Here is a 17,284-nt window from a genome sequence, read left to right on the forward strand (position 1 = left end):
CGTCGTCCAGCGCGGACGTCGTCGTGCCGACCATGACCAGCGTGGATCCTCGCCCGCTCCAGCCGAGAGCGGCGATCCGTGACCGCAGCGCGTCGTCCACGTCCCCGCGCACGAGGGCGTCGACGACGAGGGCCTCGAGACGGGCGTCCCAAGCGCCGCGGACCTCGGCGGCACGCGCGTAGACCTCGGCCGCGGAGAACGCGACCTCCCGGGAGTACCGGAGCACGGCCTCGCGCACCTCGCGCTCGTCGCCCGGGGCGGCCAGCCGGTCGCTGTGGGTCTCCACCACGTCGACCACCACGCGTACGAGCTGGAGGGTGTGCTGCAGCGAGATGGACCGCGTGAGCTCGGGCGGCGCCGCGGCGAAGATGTCGCCGACGCCGTGCGGGGGCCGGGTGGGCTCGGCGAACCAGGTGACGAAGGCGGTGATGCCCGCCTGGGCGACCAGCCCCACCCACGACCGGTCCTCGGCCGGCAGCGCGCGGTACCACTCGAGGTCCTCGTCGAGGCGTCGCATCGCGGCGCCCGCCAGCAGGCCGGCGCTGTCGCGCACCCGGCGCTGCGTCTCGGGACCGCCGCGGGCCTCGAGCACGGGCGTCCGCGCGCGGCCCGTCACCGGGCGGCGGGCACGGACGCCGGCTGCGGGTGCGTCCGGCGGCGTGTCGGGTGGGGCGACGGGGGTGGAGCCCGTCCCGCGCAGAGGGCTGGACATGGGGCGAGCATAGGGTCCGCCCTTGTGGGAAGTCGACAAACGACACCCGGTCCCGACGGTCCCCCGAGTGTGAGGTACGTCGTCGACCGGGTGCGGCTCGCCCCCAGCCGATAAGGTCGCGTCATGGCACTTCTGCCCCGTTTGCGACAGCTCATGCGACGGCCGACCTCGGCCTCGCGGGTCGGCGCGCGCCGACCGACCAAGGCGTCCCGACGCGGCGACACGCTCCACGAGGACGCGCTGCGCTCGATGCTCAGCGACGACCCCAACAACGAGCGGGCGTTCGTCGCCCTCGCGGAGATCGTCCGTCGTCGGGCCGCCGAGGCGAGCACGGACCCCGACCCGCTCGCCGCCCCGGCCGACGAGACGGAGCTGCAGCGCGCCGCGGACCTGGCGGTGTGGGCGCTCGGTGAGGAGCTCGCCGGCAACCCCCGCGCGTGGTACCCGCTGATCGAGGTCGCCCGCCTGTCCGTGCACGACGACCACGAGGGCACGGTCCGTCGCCTGACCACCGCCGTCGAGCGGGACCCGTCCGGCCGGGCGCTGGTCGAGGCTCTCGGGCTGCTGCGCGAGGCCGGGCTGCCGGTCGACGCGCTCGGACTGGGTGTCGGCCACTGGCGGCCGCGGGAGCACGACCCCGAGGCTGCACGCCAGCTGGTGCTCGCCTCGATCGAGGCCGGCCGGCCCCTCGAGGCCAAGCAGCACATCGCGGCGCTGGACCTCTACCCCGACCAGAACGCGGTCGCCGATCTCAAGCGCGAGCTGGCCAGGGACGTCGCCCACGCGCAGCAGACGATCCCCGGCACCTGACAGGGAACGACGAAGGCCCCGGCGCCTCGTGGCTCACCGCACCCGTGCGGGCGAGCTGCTGCAGCACCCGCACGACCGTCGACGGACCGTCGATCTTGAAGTGCCGACGAGCCGCCGCCCGGGTGTCCGAGAAGCCGAAGCCGTCGGCGCCCAGCGTGGCGTAGGTCCCGGGGATCCACGCGCGCACCTGGTCGGCGACGAGGTGGTCGAAGTCCGTCGTCGCGACGAACGGCCCCTCGGCGCCCTGCAGCTTCTGCGTGAGGTACGGGACCCGCTCCTCCTCACCGGGGTGGAGGTAGGCCTGCTGGTCCGCGGCGAGACCGTCGCGGCGCAGCTCGTTCCAGCTGGTCACCGACCACACCGCGGCCTGGACACCCCAGTCCTCGGCCAGCAGCTTCTTGGCCTCGAGCGCCCACGGCACCGCCACGCCCGACGCCAGGATCTGGGCGCGMGGCCCGTCACCCTCGGCCGGTGCGATCAGGTGGATGCCGCGCAGGATGCCCTCGACGTCGACGCCCTCGGGCTCCGCCGGCTGCTGCATGGGCTCGTTGTAGACGGTGAGGTAGTAGATGACGTCGCGGTCACGGTCGTGGCCCTCGCCGTACATCCGCTCGATGCCGTCCCGGACGATGTGCCGGATCTCGTACCCGTACGCCGGGTCGTAGTGCACGACGTGCGACATGGTGCCGGCCAGCAGCGGCGAGTGGCCGTCCGCGTGCTGCAGGCCCTCGCCGGTCAGGGTGGTGCGGCCAGCCGTGGCGCCGATGAGGAACCCGCGCGTCATCTGGTCGCCGGCGGCCCAGAACTGGTCGCCGGTGCGCTGGAACCCAAACATCGAGTAGTAGAAGTAGAACGGGATCAGGGGCTCGCCGTGCGTCGCGTACGACGTGCCGACGGCCTGGAACGCCGACGCCGAACCGGCCTCGTTGATCCCCGTGTGCATGATCTGGCCGGACTCGGACTCCTTGTAGGAGAGCATGAGCTCGCGGTCCACGGCCATGTAGTTCTGGCCGTTCGTGTTGAAGATCTTGGCGCTCGGGAAGATCGAGTCCAGACCGAACGTGCGCGCCTCGTCGGGGATGATCGGCACCAGGCGGTGGCCGAACTCCTTGTCCCGCACGAGGTCCTTGAACAGGCGCACGAGCGCCATCGTCGTGGCGACCTCCTGCTGCCCCGAGCCCTTCGCCAGGCCGTCGTACACCTTCGGGTCCGGCAGGACCAGCGGCTTGTGCGTCGTGCGGCGCTCGGGCACGAAGCCGCCCAGCTGACGGCGACGCTCCAGCATGTACTGGATGCCCTCGTCCTCGGCGCCGGGGTGGAAGTACGGCGGGACGTAGGGGTTCTCGTCGATCTGCTCGTCCGTGATCGGGATGTGCAGCGAGTCGCRCAGCGTCTTGAGGTCGTCGGACTTGAGCTTCTTCATCTGGTGCGTGGCGTTGCGCCCGGCGAAGCCGGAGCCCAGGCCGTAGCCCTTGATGGTGTGCGCCAGGATGACCGTCGGAGTGCCGGTGTGCTCCCGCGCGGCCTTGTAGGCGGCGTAGATCTTGCGGTAGTCGTGCCCGCCGCGCTTGAGCGCCCAGATCTCGTCGTCGGTCATCTTCTCCACGAGCTGCTTGGTCCGCGGGTCGCGGCCGAAGAAGTTCTCGCGGATGAAGGCGCCGTTCTCGGCACGGTACGTCTGGAAGTCACCGTCGGGCGTCGTGTTCATCAGGTTGACGAGCGCGCGGTCCTTGTCGGCGTTGAGCAGGGTGTCCCACTCGCGGCCCCAGATCACCTTGATGACGTTCCAGCCGGCGCCACGGAACTGCGCCTCGAGCTCCTGGATGATCTTGCCGTTGCCACGGACGGGGCCGTCGAGSCGCTGCAGGTTGCAGTTGACSACGAASGTGAGGTTGTCCAGGCCCTGCTGGCCGGCCAGCTGGAGCATGCCGCGGGACTCGGGCTCGTCCATCTCGCCGTCGCCGAGGAACGCCCAGACGTCCTGCTGGCTGGTGTCCTTGATGCCCCGCAGGTGCAGGTAGCGGTTGGTCCAGGCCTGGTAGATGGCGCTCGCCGGGCCGAGGCCCATGGAGACCGTGGGGAACTCCCACAGGTCCGGCGCCAGGCGCGGGTGCGGGTACGACGGCAGACCGCCGCCGGGGTGCGAGAGCTCCTGGCGGAAGCCGTCCAGCTGGTGGGCGGACAGGCGGCCCTCGAGGTAGGCACGGGCGTACACACCGGGGGAGGCGTGACCCTGGAAGTAGACCTGGTCACCGCCGCCCGGGTGGTCCTTGCCGCGGAAGAAGTGGTTGAGGCCCACCTCGGTCAGCGTCGCGACGGATGCGTACGAGGAGATGTGCCCGCCGACGCCGATCCCGGGGCGCTGGGCGCGCGTCACCATGACGGCGGCGTTCCAGCGGATCCACGAGCGGTAGCGGCGCTCCAGCACCTCGTCGCCGGGGAAGTACGGCTCGTCGTGCACCGCGATGGTGTTCACGTAGGGCGTGTTGAGCGAGGCCGGGATGGCCACGTTCCGCTGGCGCGCGTGCCGCAGCATGCTCAGCAGCACATAGCGCGCGCGAGGGCCGCCCTTCTCGTCGATGAGTCCGTCGAGGGACTCCACCCACTCGCCGGTCTCGTCCGGGTCGATGTCCGGCACCTGGCTGAGCAGGCCGCCGATGAGCGGTCCCGTCTCGTCGATCGAAGCCACCAGCGCTCCTTGCGTCTCGTCCGCGCGCACGAGCCCGGTCGGCATCGGCGGCGCATCTGGCCCGGCCCGTGCTGGGCACGCCCTGGTAGGCGGCTCGACGGGTGCGGGTGTTCGCCCCATTCTCGGACCCCGGAGCCCCGAAAGTCACACCGAGTACCAAGAACCCCGACGTGACGTCCGTGACAGTGCGCCGCGACGTGCACGTCGGCTGTGTCCTGGCCCGATCGACACGTGCGTCTGTGCAGGTCTTGCGTGCGCCCGTCCGGGTGCGGTGGGCTAGCGTGTGCGGCAATGAGAAGGTGGCCCCGGACGGGACCGCCGAGACGGAAGGGAGCGGTCCGGACGTGTCATCCACCGCGGACGAAGGCGCGTCGCAGGCGGCCGCCCGCTTGGGCTTGAGCTCGGGACAGGTGATCCAGGAGTTCGGCTACGACGACGACGTCGACGCCGACCTGCGCGCCGGGATCGAGGCTGTGACCACGACGGAGCTGGTCGACGAGGAGTACGACGACGTCACCGACGGTGCGGTCATCTGGTTCCGCGACGGCGACGGTGACCTCACGGACCTGCTCGTGGACGCGATGACCGTGCTGGACGACGGGGGACCGATCTGGCTCCTGACGCCCAAGGCGGGTCGCGCCGGGCACGTCTCGCACAGCGACATCGAGGAGGCCGCGACGACGTCGGGCTTGCACGCGATGAGCACGTTCCCGATCGCGGCGGACTGGTCCGCCACCCGCCTGGGGACCCGCGGCCGAGGCCGCTGACCACCTGTCACCGGCCAGACAGCGCGACCGCGCGCGCGTTGTTACAGTCCGCGCCATGGAAGACATCGCCCGGTCGACGCCCGCGCTCGGTGAGCCCGCCCCCGACTTCTCGCTCCCTGACACCCACGGCACGCCGGTGACCTTGAGCGGCCTGAGCGGTGGTCCGGTGGTCATCGTGTTCGTCCCCTTCGCCTTCTCCGGCACGTGCACCGGTGAGCTGTGCGAGCTGCGGGACAACATCGCCGAGTTCGAGGAGGCCGGCGTGCACGTCCTGGTCGTCTCGTGCGATCCCGGGCACTCGCTGCGTGCGTGGGCGGCGAGCGAGGGCTTCGGGTTCGACCTGCTCTCCGACTTCTGGCCGCACGGCGAGGTGGCGAAGGCGTACGGCGTCTTCGACGAGGCCAAGGGCATCGCGGTGCGCGGCAGCTTCCTGGTCGACGCCGAGGGCGTGCTGCGGTGGTCCGTCGTCAACCCGCCCGGACGGGCCCGTGACTTCTCGTCCTACCGGCAGGCGCTGGCGGACCTCGCCGCCTGACCGCCGGTAGGCTGTGCGCCCGACGAGCCGCCCGCAAGCGGGGGCTCTCGGGGCCTGTAGCTCAGCTGGTCAGAGCGCCGCGCTTACACCGCGGAGGTCGCCGGTTCGAAACCGGCCGGGCCCACCCTCGTCCGCGTCACGACCGGTGCAGGTCAGCGGGGTGCGCCGGGACGCTCGACGCGCTCCCAGCCGCGGCGCGGAGTCCGGGAGCCCAGGTGGGCGGCGTCGCGCGTCCGGTACACGATGTAGGGCCGCGTGACGTAGCCCAGAGGCGCCGAGAAGACGTGGACCAGCCGTGTGAACGGCCACAGGCCGAACAGCGCCAGGGCGCACAGGATGTGCAGCTGGAAGGCGAGCGGCACGTCGGCCATCAGGGCGGGGTCGGGCTGGAACGTCAGCAGCCCGCGCACCCACGGCGACACCGAGCCGCGGTAGTCGTAGGCGTCGCCGAGCACCTGGAACATCACCGTGGCCGCGGTGCCGAACGTCAGGGTCGCGCCGAGCACCACGTACATCAGCTTGTCCATGCGCGTGGTGGCGAGGAAGACCGGGCCGACCGTCCGGCGGCGGTGGACGAGGATCGCGAGCCCGGCGAGCGTGAGCACCGCGGCGATCGTGCCGGCCCAGGTGGCGACCAGGTGGTACGCGTGGTCCGTGACGCCGACGGCCTCGAGCCAGGTCCGGGGGATCAGCAGGCCGACGACGTGCCCGCCGATCACCATGAGGATCCCGACGTGGAACATCGGCGACCCGGCCCGCAGCAGGCGTGACTCGTAGACCTGCGACGAGCGGGTGGTCCAGCCGAAGCGGTCGTACCGGTACCTCCACAGGTGGCCGACGACGAACACGGCCCCGGCGATGTACGGACACACCACCCACAGCAGGATGTCGAGCGTCGTCATGCCGGTACCTCCGAACGGACGGTGGGGAACGGGAGCAGAGGCGCGGACAGGCCGACCGTCTCCGACGGCGGGCCGCTCGCCACCAGGTCGGCGAACCGCGCCGCGGTGGCCTCGTCGATGGCGGGCAGCGTGAGACACACCGCGTCGAGGAGGTGCGCGTACGGGCTGCCCGCGTGGTGCAGGGCGGAGCGCAGGAGCTCGATCCCGGCGCGGTGGCTGCCCAGCAAGGTGTCGGCGATCGGCCCGGGCTCGCGTCCGGACAGCTCGAGGACCGTCGGCAGGTGGTCGGGCAGCTCGTCGTCCGGTGGCTCCCAGCCGCACGCGCGGTACGCCTCGACGAACGTCACCAGCGCCATCCCGCGGCGGCGCGTGTCACCCGCCGCGTAGTACGTGAGGTAGAGCGCGCACCGACGGCGCAGGTCGAACGTCTCGACGTAGTGCGCCTGCTGGGCGTCGAGATCGAGCGGCTCGACCGCGTCGAGGTACTGCGCGAACGCGGCCGCCACGTCGTCGGACAGGATCCCGGTCGTGTCGCGGAGCATGCCGTGCCGCTCGCGCAGCTCCTGCGTGGGGTACTCGAGCAGCAGCGACGCCGCCAGGTGCGCGATGACGCGCTCCCGCGGGAGAGCGGCGACGGGGTCGAGGAACGGCAGCGACGGCGCGCGGCCGGCACCCGGGCGGCGGCTCATGCGCCCGCCTCCGGCCCGTCGCCGTAGCCGTCCTGGCCGGGGCCTGGCGGGAACAGCCCCGGTGGCGCCCCGTTGCCGTCCCAGTTCAGCAGGTTGACGCGCGTGGGCTGCGACGGCCCGGCCGCCTTGTCCGCGGTCTGGCGGTTGCGCAGGGCGTGGAACGTCTCGACCGCGGCACGCATCGGACGTCCGGACGACGAGCCGAACCGTCCGCCGCCGCCCATGCCGGGGCCGCCGTCGACGTCGAGCGAGCAGCCCGTCGCGGTCGCCGTCTCCTCGAGGGCGGCGGCGCTCTCGGCGTGCGCGGCGGGGATGACGTACCGGTCCTCGTACTTGGCGATGGCCAGCAGGCGGTACATGCCCTCGATCTGGGCGGCGGTCATGCCGACCGACGCCGCGATGCGCGGGTCCTGGTCGGTGCCCAGGTTCACGTTGCGCATGTGCGCCCGCATCGCGGCGAGGCGCTGCAGCACGGCGGTGACCGGCGCTGTCTCGCCCGCGGTGAACAGGCCGGCCAGGTACTCCACGGGGATGCGGAGCCGGTCGATGGCCGCGAAGAGCGTCCGGGCGTCCTCGCCGTCGTTGCCCGACCCCGTGACGACGTCGACCACCGGCGACAGCGGCGGGATGTACCAGACCATCGGCATCGTCCTGTACTCCGGGTGCAGCGGCAGCGCCACCTCGTAGGTGCTGATCAGGGACCAGATCGGCGAGCGCTGGGCCGCGTCGATCCAGTCGCGGGGGATGCCCTCGCGCTCGGCGCCGGCGATCACCTCGGGGTCGTGCGGGTCCAGCAGCACGGACCGCTGGGCGGCCAGCAGCTCGGTGGGGTCCTCCACCGAGGCGGCCGCGAGCACGCGGTCGGCGTCGTAGAGGACGAGCCCGAGGTAGCGCAGGCGGCCGACGCACGTCTCCGAGCAGACCGTCGGCAGCCCCACCTCGAGGCGCGGGTAGCACATCGTGCACTTCTCGGCCTTGCCGGTCTTGTGGTTGAAGTAGACCTTCTTGTACGGGCAGCCGGACACGCACATGCGCCAGCCGCGGCACTGGTCCTGGTCGACGAGCACGATGCCGTCCTCGGCCCGCTTGTACATCGCGCCCGACGGGCACGACGCGACGCACGACGGGTTCAGGCAGTGCTCGCAGATGCGCGGCAGGTAGAACATGAACGCCTGCTCGAGCTCGGCGGTGACGCTCTCGCTCATCTGCTTGAGGACCGGGTCGTCCTGCATGGTCTCCATCGACCCGCCGAGGTTGTCGTCCCAGTTCGCCGACCAGTGGATCTGCATGGCCTTGCCCGTGAGCAGCGACATGGGCCGCGCGACGGGGGTGTGCTCGCCCTGGGGAGCCGAGAGCAGGGTGTCGTACTCGTAGGTCCACGGCTCGTAGTAGTCGTGGATCTCCGGCAGCCTCGGGTTCGAGAAGATCTGCGCGAGCTTGGTGAACCGGCCGCCCGAGCGCAGCTTGAGCCGCCCGCGCTTGGTGCGGACCCAGCCGCCGCCCCACTTCTCCTGGTCCTCGTACCCGCGCGGGTAGCCGACGCCCGGGCGGGTCTCGACGTTGTTGAACCAGACGTACTCGACGCCCGTGCGGTTGGTCCACGCCTGCTTGCACGTGACCGAGCACGTGTGGCACCCGATGCACTTGTCGAGGTTCATCACCATCGCCATCTGCGCCATGACCTTCATGCGATGCTCCCCATCAGTACGTCACGTCCTGCGAGCGACGTCGGATCGTCGTCACCTCGTCGCGCTGGTTGCCCGTGGGGCCGAGGTAGTTGAAGGCGAACGACAGCTGCGCGTACCCGCCGATCAGGTGCGACGGCTTGAGCAGGACGCGGGTCAGCGAGTTGTGGATTCCGCCGCGCAGGCCCGAGGTCTCGGACCGGGGGACATCCACGGTGCGGTCCTTGGCGTGGTACATGAAGACCGTGCCGGCGGGCATCCGGTGGCTGACGATCGCGCGCGCGACGACGACCCCGTTGCGGTTGTAGGCCTCGATCCACTCGTTGTCGCGGACGCCGATCGTGGTGGCGTCCTGCGGGGACATCCAGATCGTCGGGCCGCCGCGGGACAGCGAGAGCATGAAGAGGTTGTCCTGGTACTCGGAGTGGATCGACCACTTGGAGTGCGGGGTCAGGTAGCGCACGGTCACCTCGGCGTGGCCCTCGGACCCGGGTGCGCCCGACGGGTCCGTCGACCCCAGGCGCCGGTCCCCGAACAGCCGGCCGAGGTCCAGCGGCGGCCGGTACACGGGCAGGTTCTCGCCGAGCTCGCTCATCCAGTCGTGGTCGAGGAAGAAGTGCTGGCGGCCCGTGAGGGTGTGCCACGGCTTGAGCTGCTCGACGTTGATCGCGAACGCGGTGTAGCGGCGGCCACCGTGCTCGGAGCCCGACCACTCGGGTGACGTGATGACCGGCACGGGCCGGGCCTGCACGTCGGGGAACGTGATCCGCTTGCCCTCGTGCTCACGGGCGAGCCACGCGAGCTCGGTGCCCGACTGCTTCTCGACGTCCTCGAACCCCTGCACCGCGAGGCGGCCGTTGGTCGTGCCCGAGAGCGCGAGGATCGTCTCGCAGACGTGCTGGGCGGTCGCGAGCCGGGGCCGGCCGGCGGCAGGCCCGTCGGTGACGACCCCGTTGAGCCGCCCGAGCTCGGCGACCTCCTGGTCGGGCTGGAACTTCACGCCCTTGGTCACCATGCCGGCGGTCGCCGTCAGCGGGCCCAGCGACGTGAGCCGGTCGGCCAGTGCGGGGTAGTCCCGCTCGACGACCACGAGCTTGGGCATCGTCACGCCGGGTACCAGGTCCTCGACGTCCCTGACGGTGCCGTGCGGCGTGTTCATCTCGTCCGGGGTGTCGTGCATGAGCGGCACGGCGACGAGGTCCTCGCGCTTGCCGAGGTGCCCGACGGAGAGCGTCGAGACGGCCTTCGCGAGCGTGACGAAGATGTCGAAGTCCGTGCGGGTCTGCCACGGCGGGGCGATGGCCGGGTTGAACGAGTGCACGAACGGGTGCATGTCCGTCGTGGACAGGTCGTGCTTCTCGTACCAGGTGGCCGCGGGGAGCACAACATCGGAGAACAGGGTCGTCGACGTCATGCGGAAGTCGCTCGTGACGAGCAGGTCGAGCTTGCCGCGTGGGGCCTCGTCGTGCCAGGTCATCGTGTTCGGGCGACGGTCCGGGCCCGACTCCTCGGCCATGACGGCCGAGTCGGTGCCGAGCAGGTGGCGCAGGAAGTACTCGTTCCCCTTGCCCGACGACCCGAGGATGTTGGCCCGCCAGACCGTCAGCACCCGAGGGAAGTTGACCGGGTCGTCCGGGTCCTCGACGGCGAACTTCAGCCGGCCCTCGCGGAGCTCGTCGACGACGTGCGCCGCCGGGTCCTTGCCCGCGGCGCGAGCCTCCTCGACCAGCTCGAGCGGGTTGCGGTTGAACGTCGGATAGCTGGGCATCCACCCGCGCTTCGCGGACTCGACGAGGCAGTCGGCGGTGGTCCGGCCCGCGAACAGGCCCTCCGCCAGCGGCGACGCGAGCGCGTCCGCCGGCAGGCCGTCGTAGCGCCACTGGTCCGTGGCCAGGTACCAGAACGCGGTGCCGATCATCTGCCGCGGCGGTCGGACCCAGTCGAGGCCGAACGCGTACTGCGCCCAGCCGGTGACGGGCCGGCACTTCTCCTGGCCCACGTAGTGTGCCCAGCCGCCGCCGTTGACGCCCTGGCAGCCGGTCATCGTGACGAGCGCGAGGAATGTGCGGTAGATCGTGTCGGAGTGGAACCAGTGGTTGGTGCCGGCGCCCATGAGGATCATCGAGCGGCCGCCCGACGCCTCGGCGTTCTCGGCGAACTCCCGGCCGATGCGCTCGGCCGCCGCGGCGGGCACCCCGGTGATCTCCTCCTGCCACGCGGGCGTCCCGGGGGTGCTCGGGTCGTCGTAGCCGGTCGGCCAGGTGCCGGGCAGACCGTCGCGGCCGACGCCGTACTGGGCGAGCAGGAGGTCGAACACCGTCGTCACCAGCGCGTCGCCGATGCGCCTGACGGGCACGCCGCGGCGCACGACGCCGGCACCACCGGTGTGCTCACCGTCCGGTCCTTCGGGCGCCACGTCGAACCGCGGCAGGTCCACTGCCACGGCCGTGCCGTCGTGGGTGTCGAGGTCCGCGACGGACATGACCGGCCGGATCGTGCCGAGGTCCAGGTTCCAGGAGCCGGCCTGCGCCGGGTCGAACCGGTGCCCGAGGGTCCCGTTCGGCACCCGCGGGGAGCCGTCGGCGTCGAGCACGACCGTCATGAACGCGGCGTCCCGGCCGTGGGTGTCGCGCGGGACACCGTCGGGTCCGGCGACCGGCCCGTCGAGCGCGTCGGCCGTGAGGAACTTGTCGGGCACCCACGCGTCGCCGCGCTGCCGCAGCGTGATCAGGTGCGTCGCATCGGTGTACGTCGACATGTACTCGGCGAAGCGTGCGGTGCGTCGCTCGACGAGGAACTCCCGCAGGATCACGTGCCCCATCGCGGTGGCCAGCGCGCCGTCGGTGCCCGGGTGCGGCGCGAGCCACTCGTCGGCGAACTTCGTGTTGTCGGCGTAGTCGGGGGAGACCGTGACGACCTTCTGGYCGCGGTAGCGCGCCTCGGTCATGAAGTGCGCGTCGGGCGTGCGCGTCACCGGCACGTTCGAGCCCCACATCATCAGGTAGCTCGCGTTCCACCAGTCGGCGGACTCCGGCACGTCCGTCTGGTCGCCGAACACCTGCGGCGACGCGACGGGCAGGTCCGCGTACCAGTCGTAGAACGACAGCATCGTGCCGCCGAGCATCGAGACGAACCGCGCGCCGGAGCCGTGCGACACCATCGACATCGCGGGGATCGGGGAGAACCCCGCGACGCGGTCGGGGCCGTACGTCTTGATGGTGTGCACGTGCGCCGCGGCGACGATCTCCGAGGCCTCGTCCCAGGTGGCCCGGATCAGCCCGCCCTTCCCGCGCGCCGACTTGTACGATCGCGCCGTCTCGGGGTCGCCGGTGACCTCGGCCCAGGCGAGCACCGGGTCGCCCGTGCGCTGCTTGGCGGCCCGGTAGGCCCGCAGGAGCGCGCCGCGCACGTACGGGTACCGCACGCGGGTGGGCGAGTAGGTGTACCAGGAGAAGGCGGCTCCGCGGGGGCAACCGCGGGGCTCGTACTCGGGGGAGTCGGGACCGACGGAGGGGTAGTCGGTCTGCTGGGTCTCCCAGGTGATGATCCCGTCCTTGACGTACACCTTCCACGAGCACGACCCCGTGCAGTTCACGCCGTGCGTCGAACGGACCACCTTGTCGTGGCTCCAGCGGTCCCGGTAGAACGCGTCGCCCTCGCGACCGCCCTCCAGGAACAGCGCACGCTTGTCCGGCGACATCGTGCCCGGCCGCAGGCGGGACCCGAGGGCGAGGAGCGCGTCGACGGCCGCGTTGTCGGTGCCGGGCTTGTCGGTGCGTGCGGTCACGACGGCCTCCTTCAGCTGGGGCGGGGTGCGCCGGGGCGGGCGTACTGGCGCCACACCAGGACGGTGCAGAGCGCGAAGTACACGGCGGCCCCGATGAAGAACGCCCGGGGTGCGACGAGCGAGAGCCCGACGCCGACGAGGAACGGACCGAAGGCGGCGATGGCGGACGTGAACCCGATGACGCCGCCCGCGCGGCGGCGCTCGAAGATCATCGGCATCTGCTTGAACGTGCCGGCGTTCCCGATGCCGGCGAACGTGAAGATCGCGAGCATGCCGCCGAGGAACAGCCCGAACGTGCTGGTGTCGGTAGGTGCCAGGAAGAAGGCGGTGAACACCGTCGCGGCCGTCATGCCGACGCCGGCGACGAGGGACCACACCGCGCCGCCGAACCGGTCGCACAGAGGTCCCCAGGCCGCGCGCGTGATCGAGCCCAGCAGCGGGCCGAGGAACACGTACTTCAGCGGGTCGGGAGCGCCCTCCATGCCCTCGTACATGTTCTTGATGAGCAGGCCCATCTGCGCGGCGAAGCCGGAGAACGCGCCGAACGTCATGAGGTAGACGGCCGTCATGTACCAGGTGTGCTTCTCACCGAAGATGTCGAGCTGCTGCCGGAAGTTCGCCGTGACCGGGACGCGGCGCAGCCAGACGGCGGCGAGGACCATGCCGAGCAGCACCCACGGGATGAGCACCAGGCCGGCGTTGTGCAGCCAGATCGAGGAGCCGTCGGCGCGCTGCTGCGGGGTGAGCGCCGCGGTCCCGAGCAGACCGAAACCCACGACCCACGGCACGAGCAGCTGGATCAGGCTGACGCCGAAGTTGCCGATGCCGGCCTGCAGGCCCAGCGCGGTGCCCGCCATGCGGCGCGGGAAGAAGTAGCTGGTCGAGGGCATGAACCCAGCGAACGCACCCCCGCCGACCCCCGACGCAGCGGCCAGGAGCAGCAGCACCGCGTAGGACGTCCCCGGGTCGCGCACGGCGAGCACCCAGCCCACCATCGGCAGCAGGAGCAGGGTGGCGGAGCCGCCGACGAGCGTGCGGGTCCCGACCACCGGGGGCAGGAACATGTAGACCAGCCGGGCGAACCCTGCGGAGAGCCCCGGGATCGCCGCGAGCCAGTACAGCTGACCCGTCGACAGGTCGTACCCGATGTCGTTCAGCCGCGGCGCGATCGCACTGACGAGGTACCAGACGCAGAACGCGAGCGTCAGGTTGTACGTCGTGATCCACAGCGTCCGCCACGCCAGCCGGCTGTCCCAGGTGGACTCGTTCTCCGGGTCCCAGTGGGACAGATCGGGCCCGCGCAGGGTGAAGGTGGACATCGGGACCTCCCGCAGTCATCCGTACCGTCGGCCCGCCATCGGGCTCACGGCGAGCATGTCCGCGGGCGGACCGGCGTGCGCGGGAAAAGACCGTGGAAAATCCGGTCGGCTCAGGCAGCGCCGGGTGGGGTTCCCTGCTCGGCCGAGTCGAGCAGGAGGACGCAGTGCTCCGGCCCGACGAACGGCAGGAGCCGGCGCGCCGCCACCGGGCCCGGGACGGCCTCGAGGACGCCCTGAGCGAGGCCGAGGTGCACGTTGCACACGATCTCCGGCCGAGACCGGGCGAGGTCGGCGAACGGGCAGCGGTACAGGTGGAACGCCAGCTGCGACCGGTCGAGCTCCGGGTCGAAGCCGAGCCGCTCCAGGTGACCCTCGAGGGCGTCGAGCTGACGGTCGGCCTCGGATGCCCCGGGCGCCGACTGCGGCGGCACGGACCGCAGCGCCGGGTCGTCGGCCAGCGCGCGTCCGGCGGCCTGCGCCGCGGACGTCGGTGATCCGACCTCGCGCCCATACCCCTCGAGCAGGACGCGGGTCAGGGCCACCCGCGCGATCGACTCCTCGATCCGGTCCTGCGCGCGCGGGTCGGTGCGCAGGTCGGCGGCGGACACCGCGCGGTAGACCATCCGCGGTCGCCCGCGCACGGTGCGCCGCTCGGGGGTGCGTTGCGCGAACCCGTCGGAGACGAGCCGTTGCAGGTGCTCGCGCGTGGTGTTCTCGTGCAGCCCCGTCGCCTCGGCGAGCTCGCCGATCGTGTGCTCGCGACCGTCCTGCAGCAGGTGCAGCAGGTCCACACGGCTGCCGGACGCCAGCGTGCGAGCGGCCGGAGTGCGGCGGACGGACATGCGAGAAGTATTCCGGGGGACGGTGCTGTGGCCATGGGGCGGAGGTCCCGTCGACCTCGTGGTTGTTAGGGTCCGAGCATGTCGGAGCCAGCCCTCGTCGTCTCGGCGCTCACCGTCTTCCCGGTGAAGTCGTTCGCCGGCACACCGATGACGTCGATGGAGCTCGAGGTCGCGGGTCCGCGAGGCGACCGGCGGTGGATGGTCGTCGACGAGCAGGGCTCGACGCTCACCGCTCGCAGCCACCCGCGCATGCTCGCCGCCCGGGCGACGTCGTACGACGGCGGGGTCCGCCTCCTTGCCGCCGGCCTGCCGGCGCTCGACGTGATCGAGCCGTCCGGACCGCCCGACGTTCCCGTGCAGCTCAAGCGCCTCGACACCGCGACCCGCGCGGGCGACGAGGCCGACGCGTGGGTCTCGGAGCTGCTCGGGCAGCGAGCGAGCCTGGTCTGGCTCGACGACCCGGCCCGCCGGGGGATGGCGGAGGCGCACGGCGGGGCGCTCGCGGACCCGCTGGCCCTCACCGACACCGGACCGGTGCACGTGACCTCGACGGCCTCGCTCCGCCGCCTCGACGCGTGGGCCGCCGAGCTGCACGACGAACGGGTTGCTCGTGCCCTCGAGAAGGGCGACCCGGCCCCTGCACCTCGCACCGCTCTCGACATGCGGAGATTCCGCCCCAACCTGGTAGTGGACGGTGACCTCGAGTCCTTCGCGGAGGACGGCTGGGCCACGCTGGCGGTCGGCGAGGTCGAGCTGAGGTTCGCCGACCACTGTGGCCGGTGCGTCCTGACGACGATCGATCCGGACACGCAGGTCAAGGGCAAGGAACCCCTCGCGTCGTTGGCGCGGCACCGTCGGCGCGACGGCGAGGTGTGGTTCGGCATCCAGATGGTCCCCGTGCGGGGCGGCCGCGTCACGGTCGGGGACCGTGTCGAGACGTCGGACCGGTAGCGTGCGGCACGTGAGTGCACCGGCCCTGGGCGACGTCGTCCGCCTGCTCGAGCGCCGCTACCCGCCGTCCACGGCGGAGTCCTGGGACGCGGTCGGCCTGGTCACTGGCGACCCGTCTCAGCCCGTCCATCGTGTGCTGTTCGCGGTCGACCCCGTCGCCGTCGTCGTCGACGAGGCGGTCGCGTGGGGTGCTGACCTCGTGGTGACGCACCACCCGTTGCTCCTGCGTCCGGTGCACTCGATCGCAGCCACCACCTTCAAGGGAGCGCTGCTGCACCGGCTCGTCCGGTCGCAGACCGCCCTGTACACGGCACACACGAACGCCGACGCGGCGGCGGGTGGGGTCAACGACGCGCTCGCGAGCACCCTGGGGCTCGTCGACACCGTGCCGCTGGATCCCGCACCTGCCGAGCCGCTCGACAAGCACGTGGTGTTCGTCCCGGTCGCGGATGCGGAGCGCCTGGTCGACGCGCTCGCCGCGGCCGGCGCGGGAGCGATCGGCGAGTACACGCGGTGCGCGTGGACCTCAACGGGACAGGGGACGTTCACCCCCTCCGACGTGGCGTCGCCGGCGATCGGGTCGGCCGGGCAGGCGTCGCAGGTGGTCGAAGCCCGCGTCGAGATGGTCGCCCCTCGTCGGCTGCGCTCGGCCGTCGTCGCGGCGATGCGGGACGTGCACCCCTACGAGGAGCCCGCGTTCGACGTGCTCGAGCTGGCCTCGTGGCCCGGCTCGACCGGCACCGGCCGCCTCGGGATGCTGGCGGAGCCGACGACGCTGCGCGCGTTCGCGGCCACGGTCGCGGCCGCGCTGCCGGCGACCGTCCAGGGCGTGCGGTTCGCGGGCGACCCCGACGGACGGGTCGAGCGGGTCGCCGTCGTCGGCGGGTCGGGCGACTCGTTCTTCGACGCCGTCCGAGCGTCCGGTGCGGACGCCTACGTCACCGCCGACTTGCGGCACCACCCGACGTCCGAGCTGCGCGAGCGGGCCGAGCGCGAGCGCTCGTCCACCGGATCGTCCAGGCCCTACCTCGTCGACGTCGCCCACTTCGCGTCGGAGTGGCCCTGGCTCGCGCACGCGGCGCGCTCGCTGGAGATCGATGCCGCCGCCGCGGGCACTACGGTGGAGACCCGCGTCAGCACGGTGAGCACCGACCCGTGGACGGGTCGCGTCGCGAGCCCGGAAGCGCCTGAAGCCCTTGCATTTCGTGAACCGCCGGAAGGACACCCGTGACGACTGCCCCCGCAGCGGACCAGCGCCGACTGCTCGACGTCCAGGCTCTCGACACCCGCCTGGACCAGATCGCCCACAAGAAGCGGACGCTGCCGGAGCTGGCGCGGCTGGTCGAGCTCGACTCGCAGGTCACGGACCTGCACACTGCGCTGGTCACGTCCCAGACCGCGGTGAGCGACCTGCGGCGCGAGCTGCGCAAGGCCGAGGCCGACGTCGAGCAGGTGCGCGTGCGCGCGGCGCGGGACCAGTCGCGGCTGGACTCCGGGCAGGGCAGCCCGAAGGACCTGCAGGCGCTGCAGAGCGAGCTGGGCACGCTGGGGCGGCGGCAGGCCGAGCTCGAGGAGGTCGAGCTCGACGTGATGGAG

The 17,284-nt window shown here is 71.9% G+C and carries 13 protein-coding genes, 1 tRNA gene and 1 pseudogene; 7 read left to right on the plus strand and 8 right to left on the minus strand.

Going from position 1 to position 17,284, the window contains the following annotated elements; translation table 11 throughout:
- Window positions 1–712: pseudogene (locus AC1DUQ_RS04430) on the minus strand (PucR family transcriptional regulator); the annotation flags it as partial.
- A gap of 123 nt (window positions 713–835) precedes the next feature.
- Here AC1DUQ_RS04430 and AC1DUQ_RS04435 point away from each other — a divergent pair.
- Complete coding sequence (locus tag AC1DUQ_RS04435; protein WP_056090409.1) at window positions 836–1,522, plus strand: hypothetical protein; 687 nt, start codon at window positions 836–838, stop codon at window positions 1,520–1,522.
- On the opposite strand, the gene aceE is transcribed toward AC1DUQ_RS04435, so the two are convergent.
- On the minus strand, window positions 1,464–4,211 hold the full coding sequence (gene aceE / locus AC1DUQ_RS04440; protein ID WP_477073443.1) for a pyruvate dehydrogenase (acetyl-transferring), homodimeric type: 2,748 nt from the start codon (window positions 4,209–4,211) through the stop codon (window positions 1,464–1,466). The two genes, AC1DUQ_RS04435 and aceE, sit on opposite strands and share 59 nt — an antisense overlap.
- Window positions 4,212–4,555: 344 nt before the next feature.
- Between aceE and AC1DUQ_RS04445 the strand changes: the two genes are divergently transcribed.
- From AC1DUQ_RS04445 to AC1DUQ_RS04455, 3 genes are all read left to right on the plus strand, one after another.
- Window positions 4,556–4,978: a DUF3052 domain-containing protein gene (locus AC1DUQ_RS04445; protein ID WP_056092048.1), complete on the plus strand. Its 423-nt coding sequence runs from the start codon at window positions 4,556–4,558 to the stop codon at window positions 4,976–4,978.
- A 55-nt stretch (window positions 4,979–5,033) separates the two neighbouring features.
- Window positions 5,034–5,513 (plus strand): peroxiredoxin, encoded by a 480-nt coding sequence (locus AC1DUQ_RS04450; protein ID WP_477061676.1) that lies wholly within the window; start codon window positions 5,034–5,036, stop codon window positions 5,511–5,513.
- Window positions 5,514–5,563: 50 nt separating this feature from the next.
- Window positions 5,564–5,637: transfer RNA gene (locus tag AC1DUQ_RS04455), tRNA-Val, on the plus strand.
- 28 nt (window positions 5,638–5,665) lie between these two features.
- On the opposite strand, the gene narI is transcribed toward AC1DUQ_RS04455, so the two are convergent.
- The 6 genes from narI to AC1DUQ_RS04485 all read right to left on the minus strand — a co-directional run bounded on the left by narI (window position 5,666) and on the right by AC1DUQ_RS04485 (window position 14,737).
- The gene (gene narI / locus AC1DUQ_RS04460) at window positions 5,666–6,415 is read right to left on the minus strand and encodes a respiratory nitrate reductase subunit gamma (RefSeq protein WP_477061677.1); all 750 of its coding nucleotides are present in this window, start codon (window positions 6,413–6,415) and stop codon (window positions 5,666–5,668) included.
- On the minus strand, window positions 6,412–7,104 hold the full coding sequence (gene narJ, locus AC1DUQ_RS04465; protein ID WP_477061678.1) for a nitrate reductase molybdenum cofactor assembly chaperone: 693 nt from the start codon (window positions 7,102–7,104) through the stop codon (window positions 6,412–6,414). Before narJ ends, narI begins: the two co-directional genes overlap by 4 nt.
- Window positions 7,101–8,792, minus strand: coding sequence for a nitrate reductase subunit beta (gene narH, locus AC1DUQ_RS04470; protein ID WP_477061679.1), 1,692 nt, complete (start codon window positions 8,790–8,792; stop codon window positions 7,101–7,103). The genes narJ and narH overlap by 4 nt, the downstream gene beginning before the upstream one ends.
- Window positions 8,793–8,805: 13 nt before the next feature.
- A complete protein-coding gene (locus AC1DUQ_RS04475) occupies window positions 8,806–12,576 on the minus strand; it encodes a nitrate reductase subunit alpha (RefSeq protein WP_477073444.1) in 3,771 nt (1,256 codons plus the stop codon).
- A gap of 11 nt (window positions 12,577–12,587) precedes the next feature.
- Window positions 12,588–13,895: an MFS transporter gene (locus AC1DUQ_RS04480; RefSeq protein ID WP_477061681.1), complete on the minus strand. Its 1,308-nt coding sequence runs from the start codon at window positions 13,893–13,895 to the stop codon at window positions 12,588–12,590.
- A gap of 110 nt (window positions 13,896–14,005) precedes the next feature.
- Complete coding sequence (locus AC1DUQ_RS04485; protein ID WP_477061682.1) at window positions 14,006–14,737, minus strand: helix-turn-helix transcriptional regulator; 732 nt, start codon at window positions 14,735–14,737, stop codon at window positions 14,006–14,008.
- A 78-nt stretch (window positions 14,738–14,815) separates the two neighbouring features.
- On the opposite strand from AC1DUQ_RS04485, the gene AC1DUQ_RS04490 reads away from it, so the two are divergent.
- The 3 genes from AC1DUQ_RS04490 to AC1DUQ_RS04500 all read left to right on the plus strand — a co-directional run.
- Window positions 14,816–15,688 carry an MOSC domain-containing protein gene (locus AC1DUQ_RS04490; protein ID WP_477061683.1) on the plus strand — a complete coding sequence of 291 codons (873 nt, stop codon included), beginning with the start codon at window positions 14,816–14,818 and terminating at the stop codon, window positions 15,686–15,688.
- Between the two features lie 10 nt (window positions 15,689–15,698).
- Window positions 15,699–16,919, plus strand: coding sequence for a Nif3-like dinuclear metal center hexameric protein (locus AC1DUQ_RS04495; RefSeq protein ID WP_477061684.1), 1,221 nt, complete (start codon window positions 15,699–15,701; stop codon window positions 16,917–16,919).
- Window positions 16,916–17,284 (plus strand): zinc ribbon domain-containing protein (locus AC1DUQ_RS04500; RefSeq protein ID WP_477073445.1); only part of this gene is annotated, 369 nt, incomplete at its 3' end. The genes AC1DUQ_RS04495 and AC1DUQ_RS04500, both read left to right, overlap by 4 nt.

The sequence above is a fragment of the Cellulomonas sp. P4_B5_2 genome (assembly GCF_056402235.1).

Bases quoted from the DNA above. Each gene is read 5' to 3' on its own strand.
- AC1DUQ_RS04450 (WP_477061676.1), top strand. From the start codon at position 5,034: ATGGAAGACATCGCCCGGTCGACGCCCGCGCTCGGTGAGCCCGCCCCC.
- narH (WP_477061679.1), bottom strand. From the start codon at position 8,792: ATGAAGGTCATGGCGCAGATGGCGATGGTGATGAACCTCGACAAGTGC.
- narI (WP_477061677.1), bottom strand. From the start codon at position 6,415: ATGACGACGCTCGACATCCTGCTGTGGGTGGTGTGTCCGTACATCGCC.
- AC1DUQ_RS04480 (WP_477061681.1), bottom strand. From the start codon at position 13,895: ATGTCCACCTTCACCCTGCGCGGGCCCGATCTGTCCCACTGGGACCCG.
- AC1DUQ_RS04485 (WP_477061682.1), bottom strand. From the start codon at position 14,737: ATGTCCGTCCGCCGCACTCCGGCCGCTCGCACGCTGGCGTCCGGCAGC.
- narJ (WP_477061678.1), bottom strand. From the start codon at position 7,104: ATGAGCCGCCGCCCGGGTGCCGGCCGCGCGCCGTCGCTGCCGTTCCTC.
- AC1DUQ_RS04435 (WP_056090409.1), top strand. From the start codon at position 836: ATGGCACTTCTGCCCCGTTTGCGACAGCTCATGCGACGGCCGACCTCG.
- AC1DUQ_RS04490 (WP_477061683.1), top strand. From the start codon at position 14,816: ATGTCGGAGCCAGCCCTCGTCGTCTCGGCGCTCACCGTCTTCCCGGTG.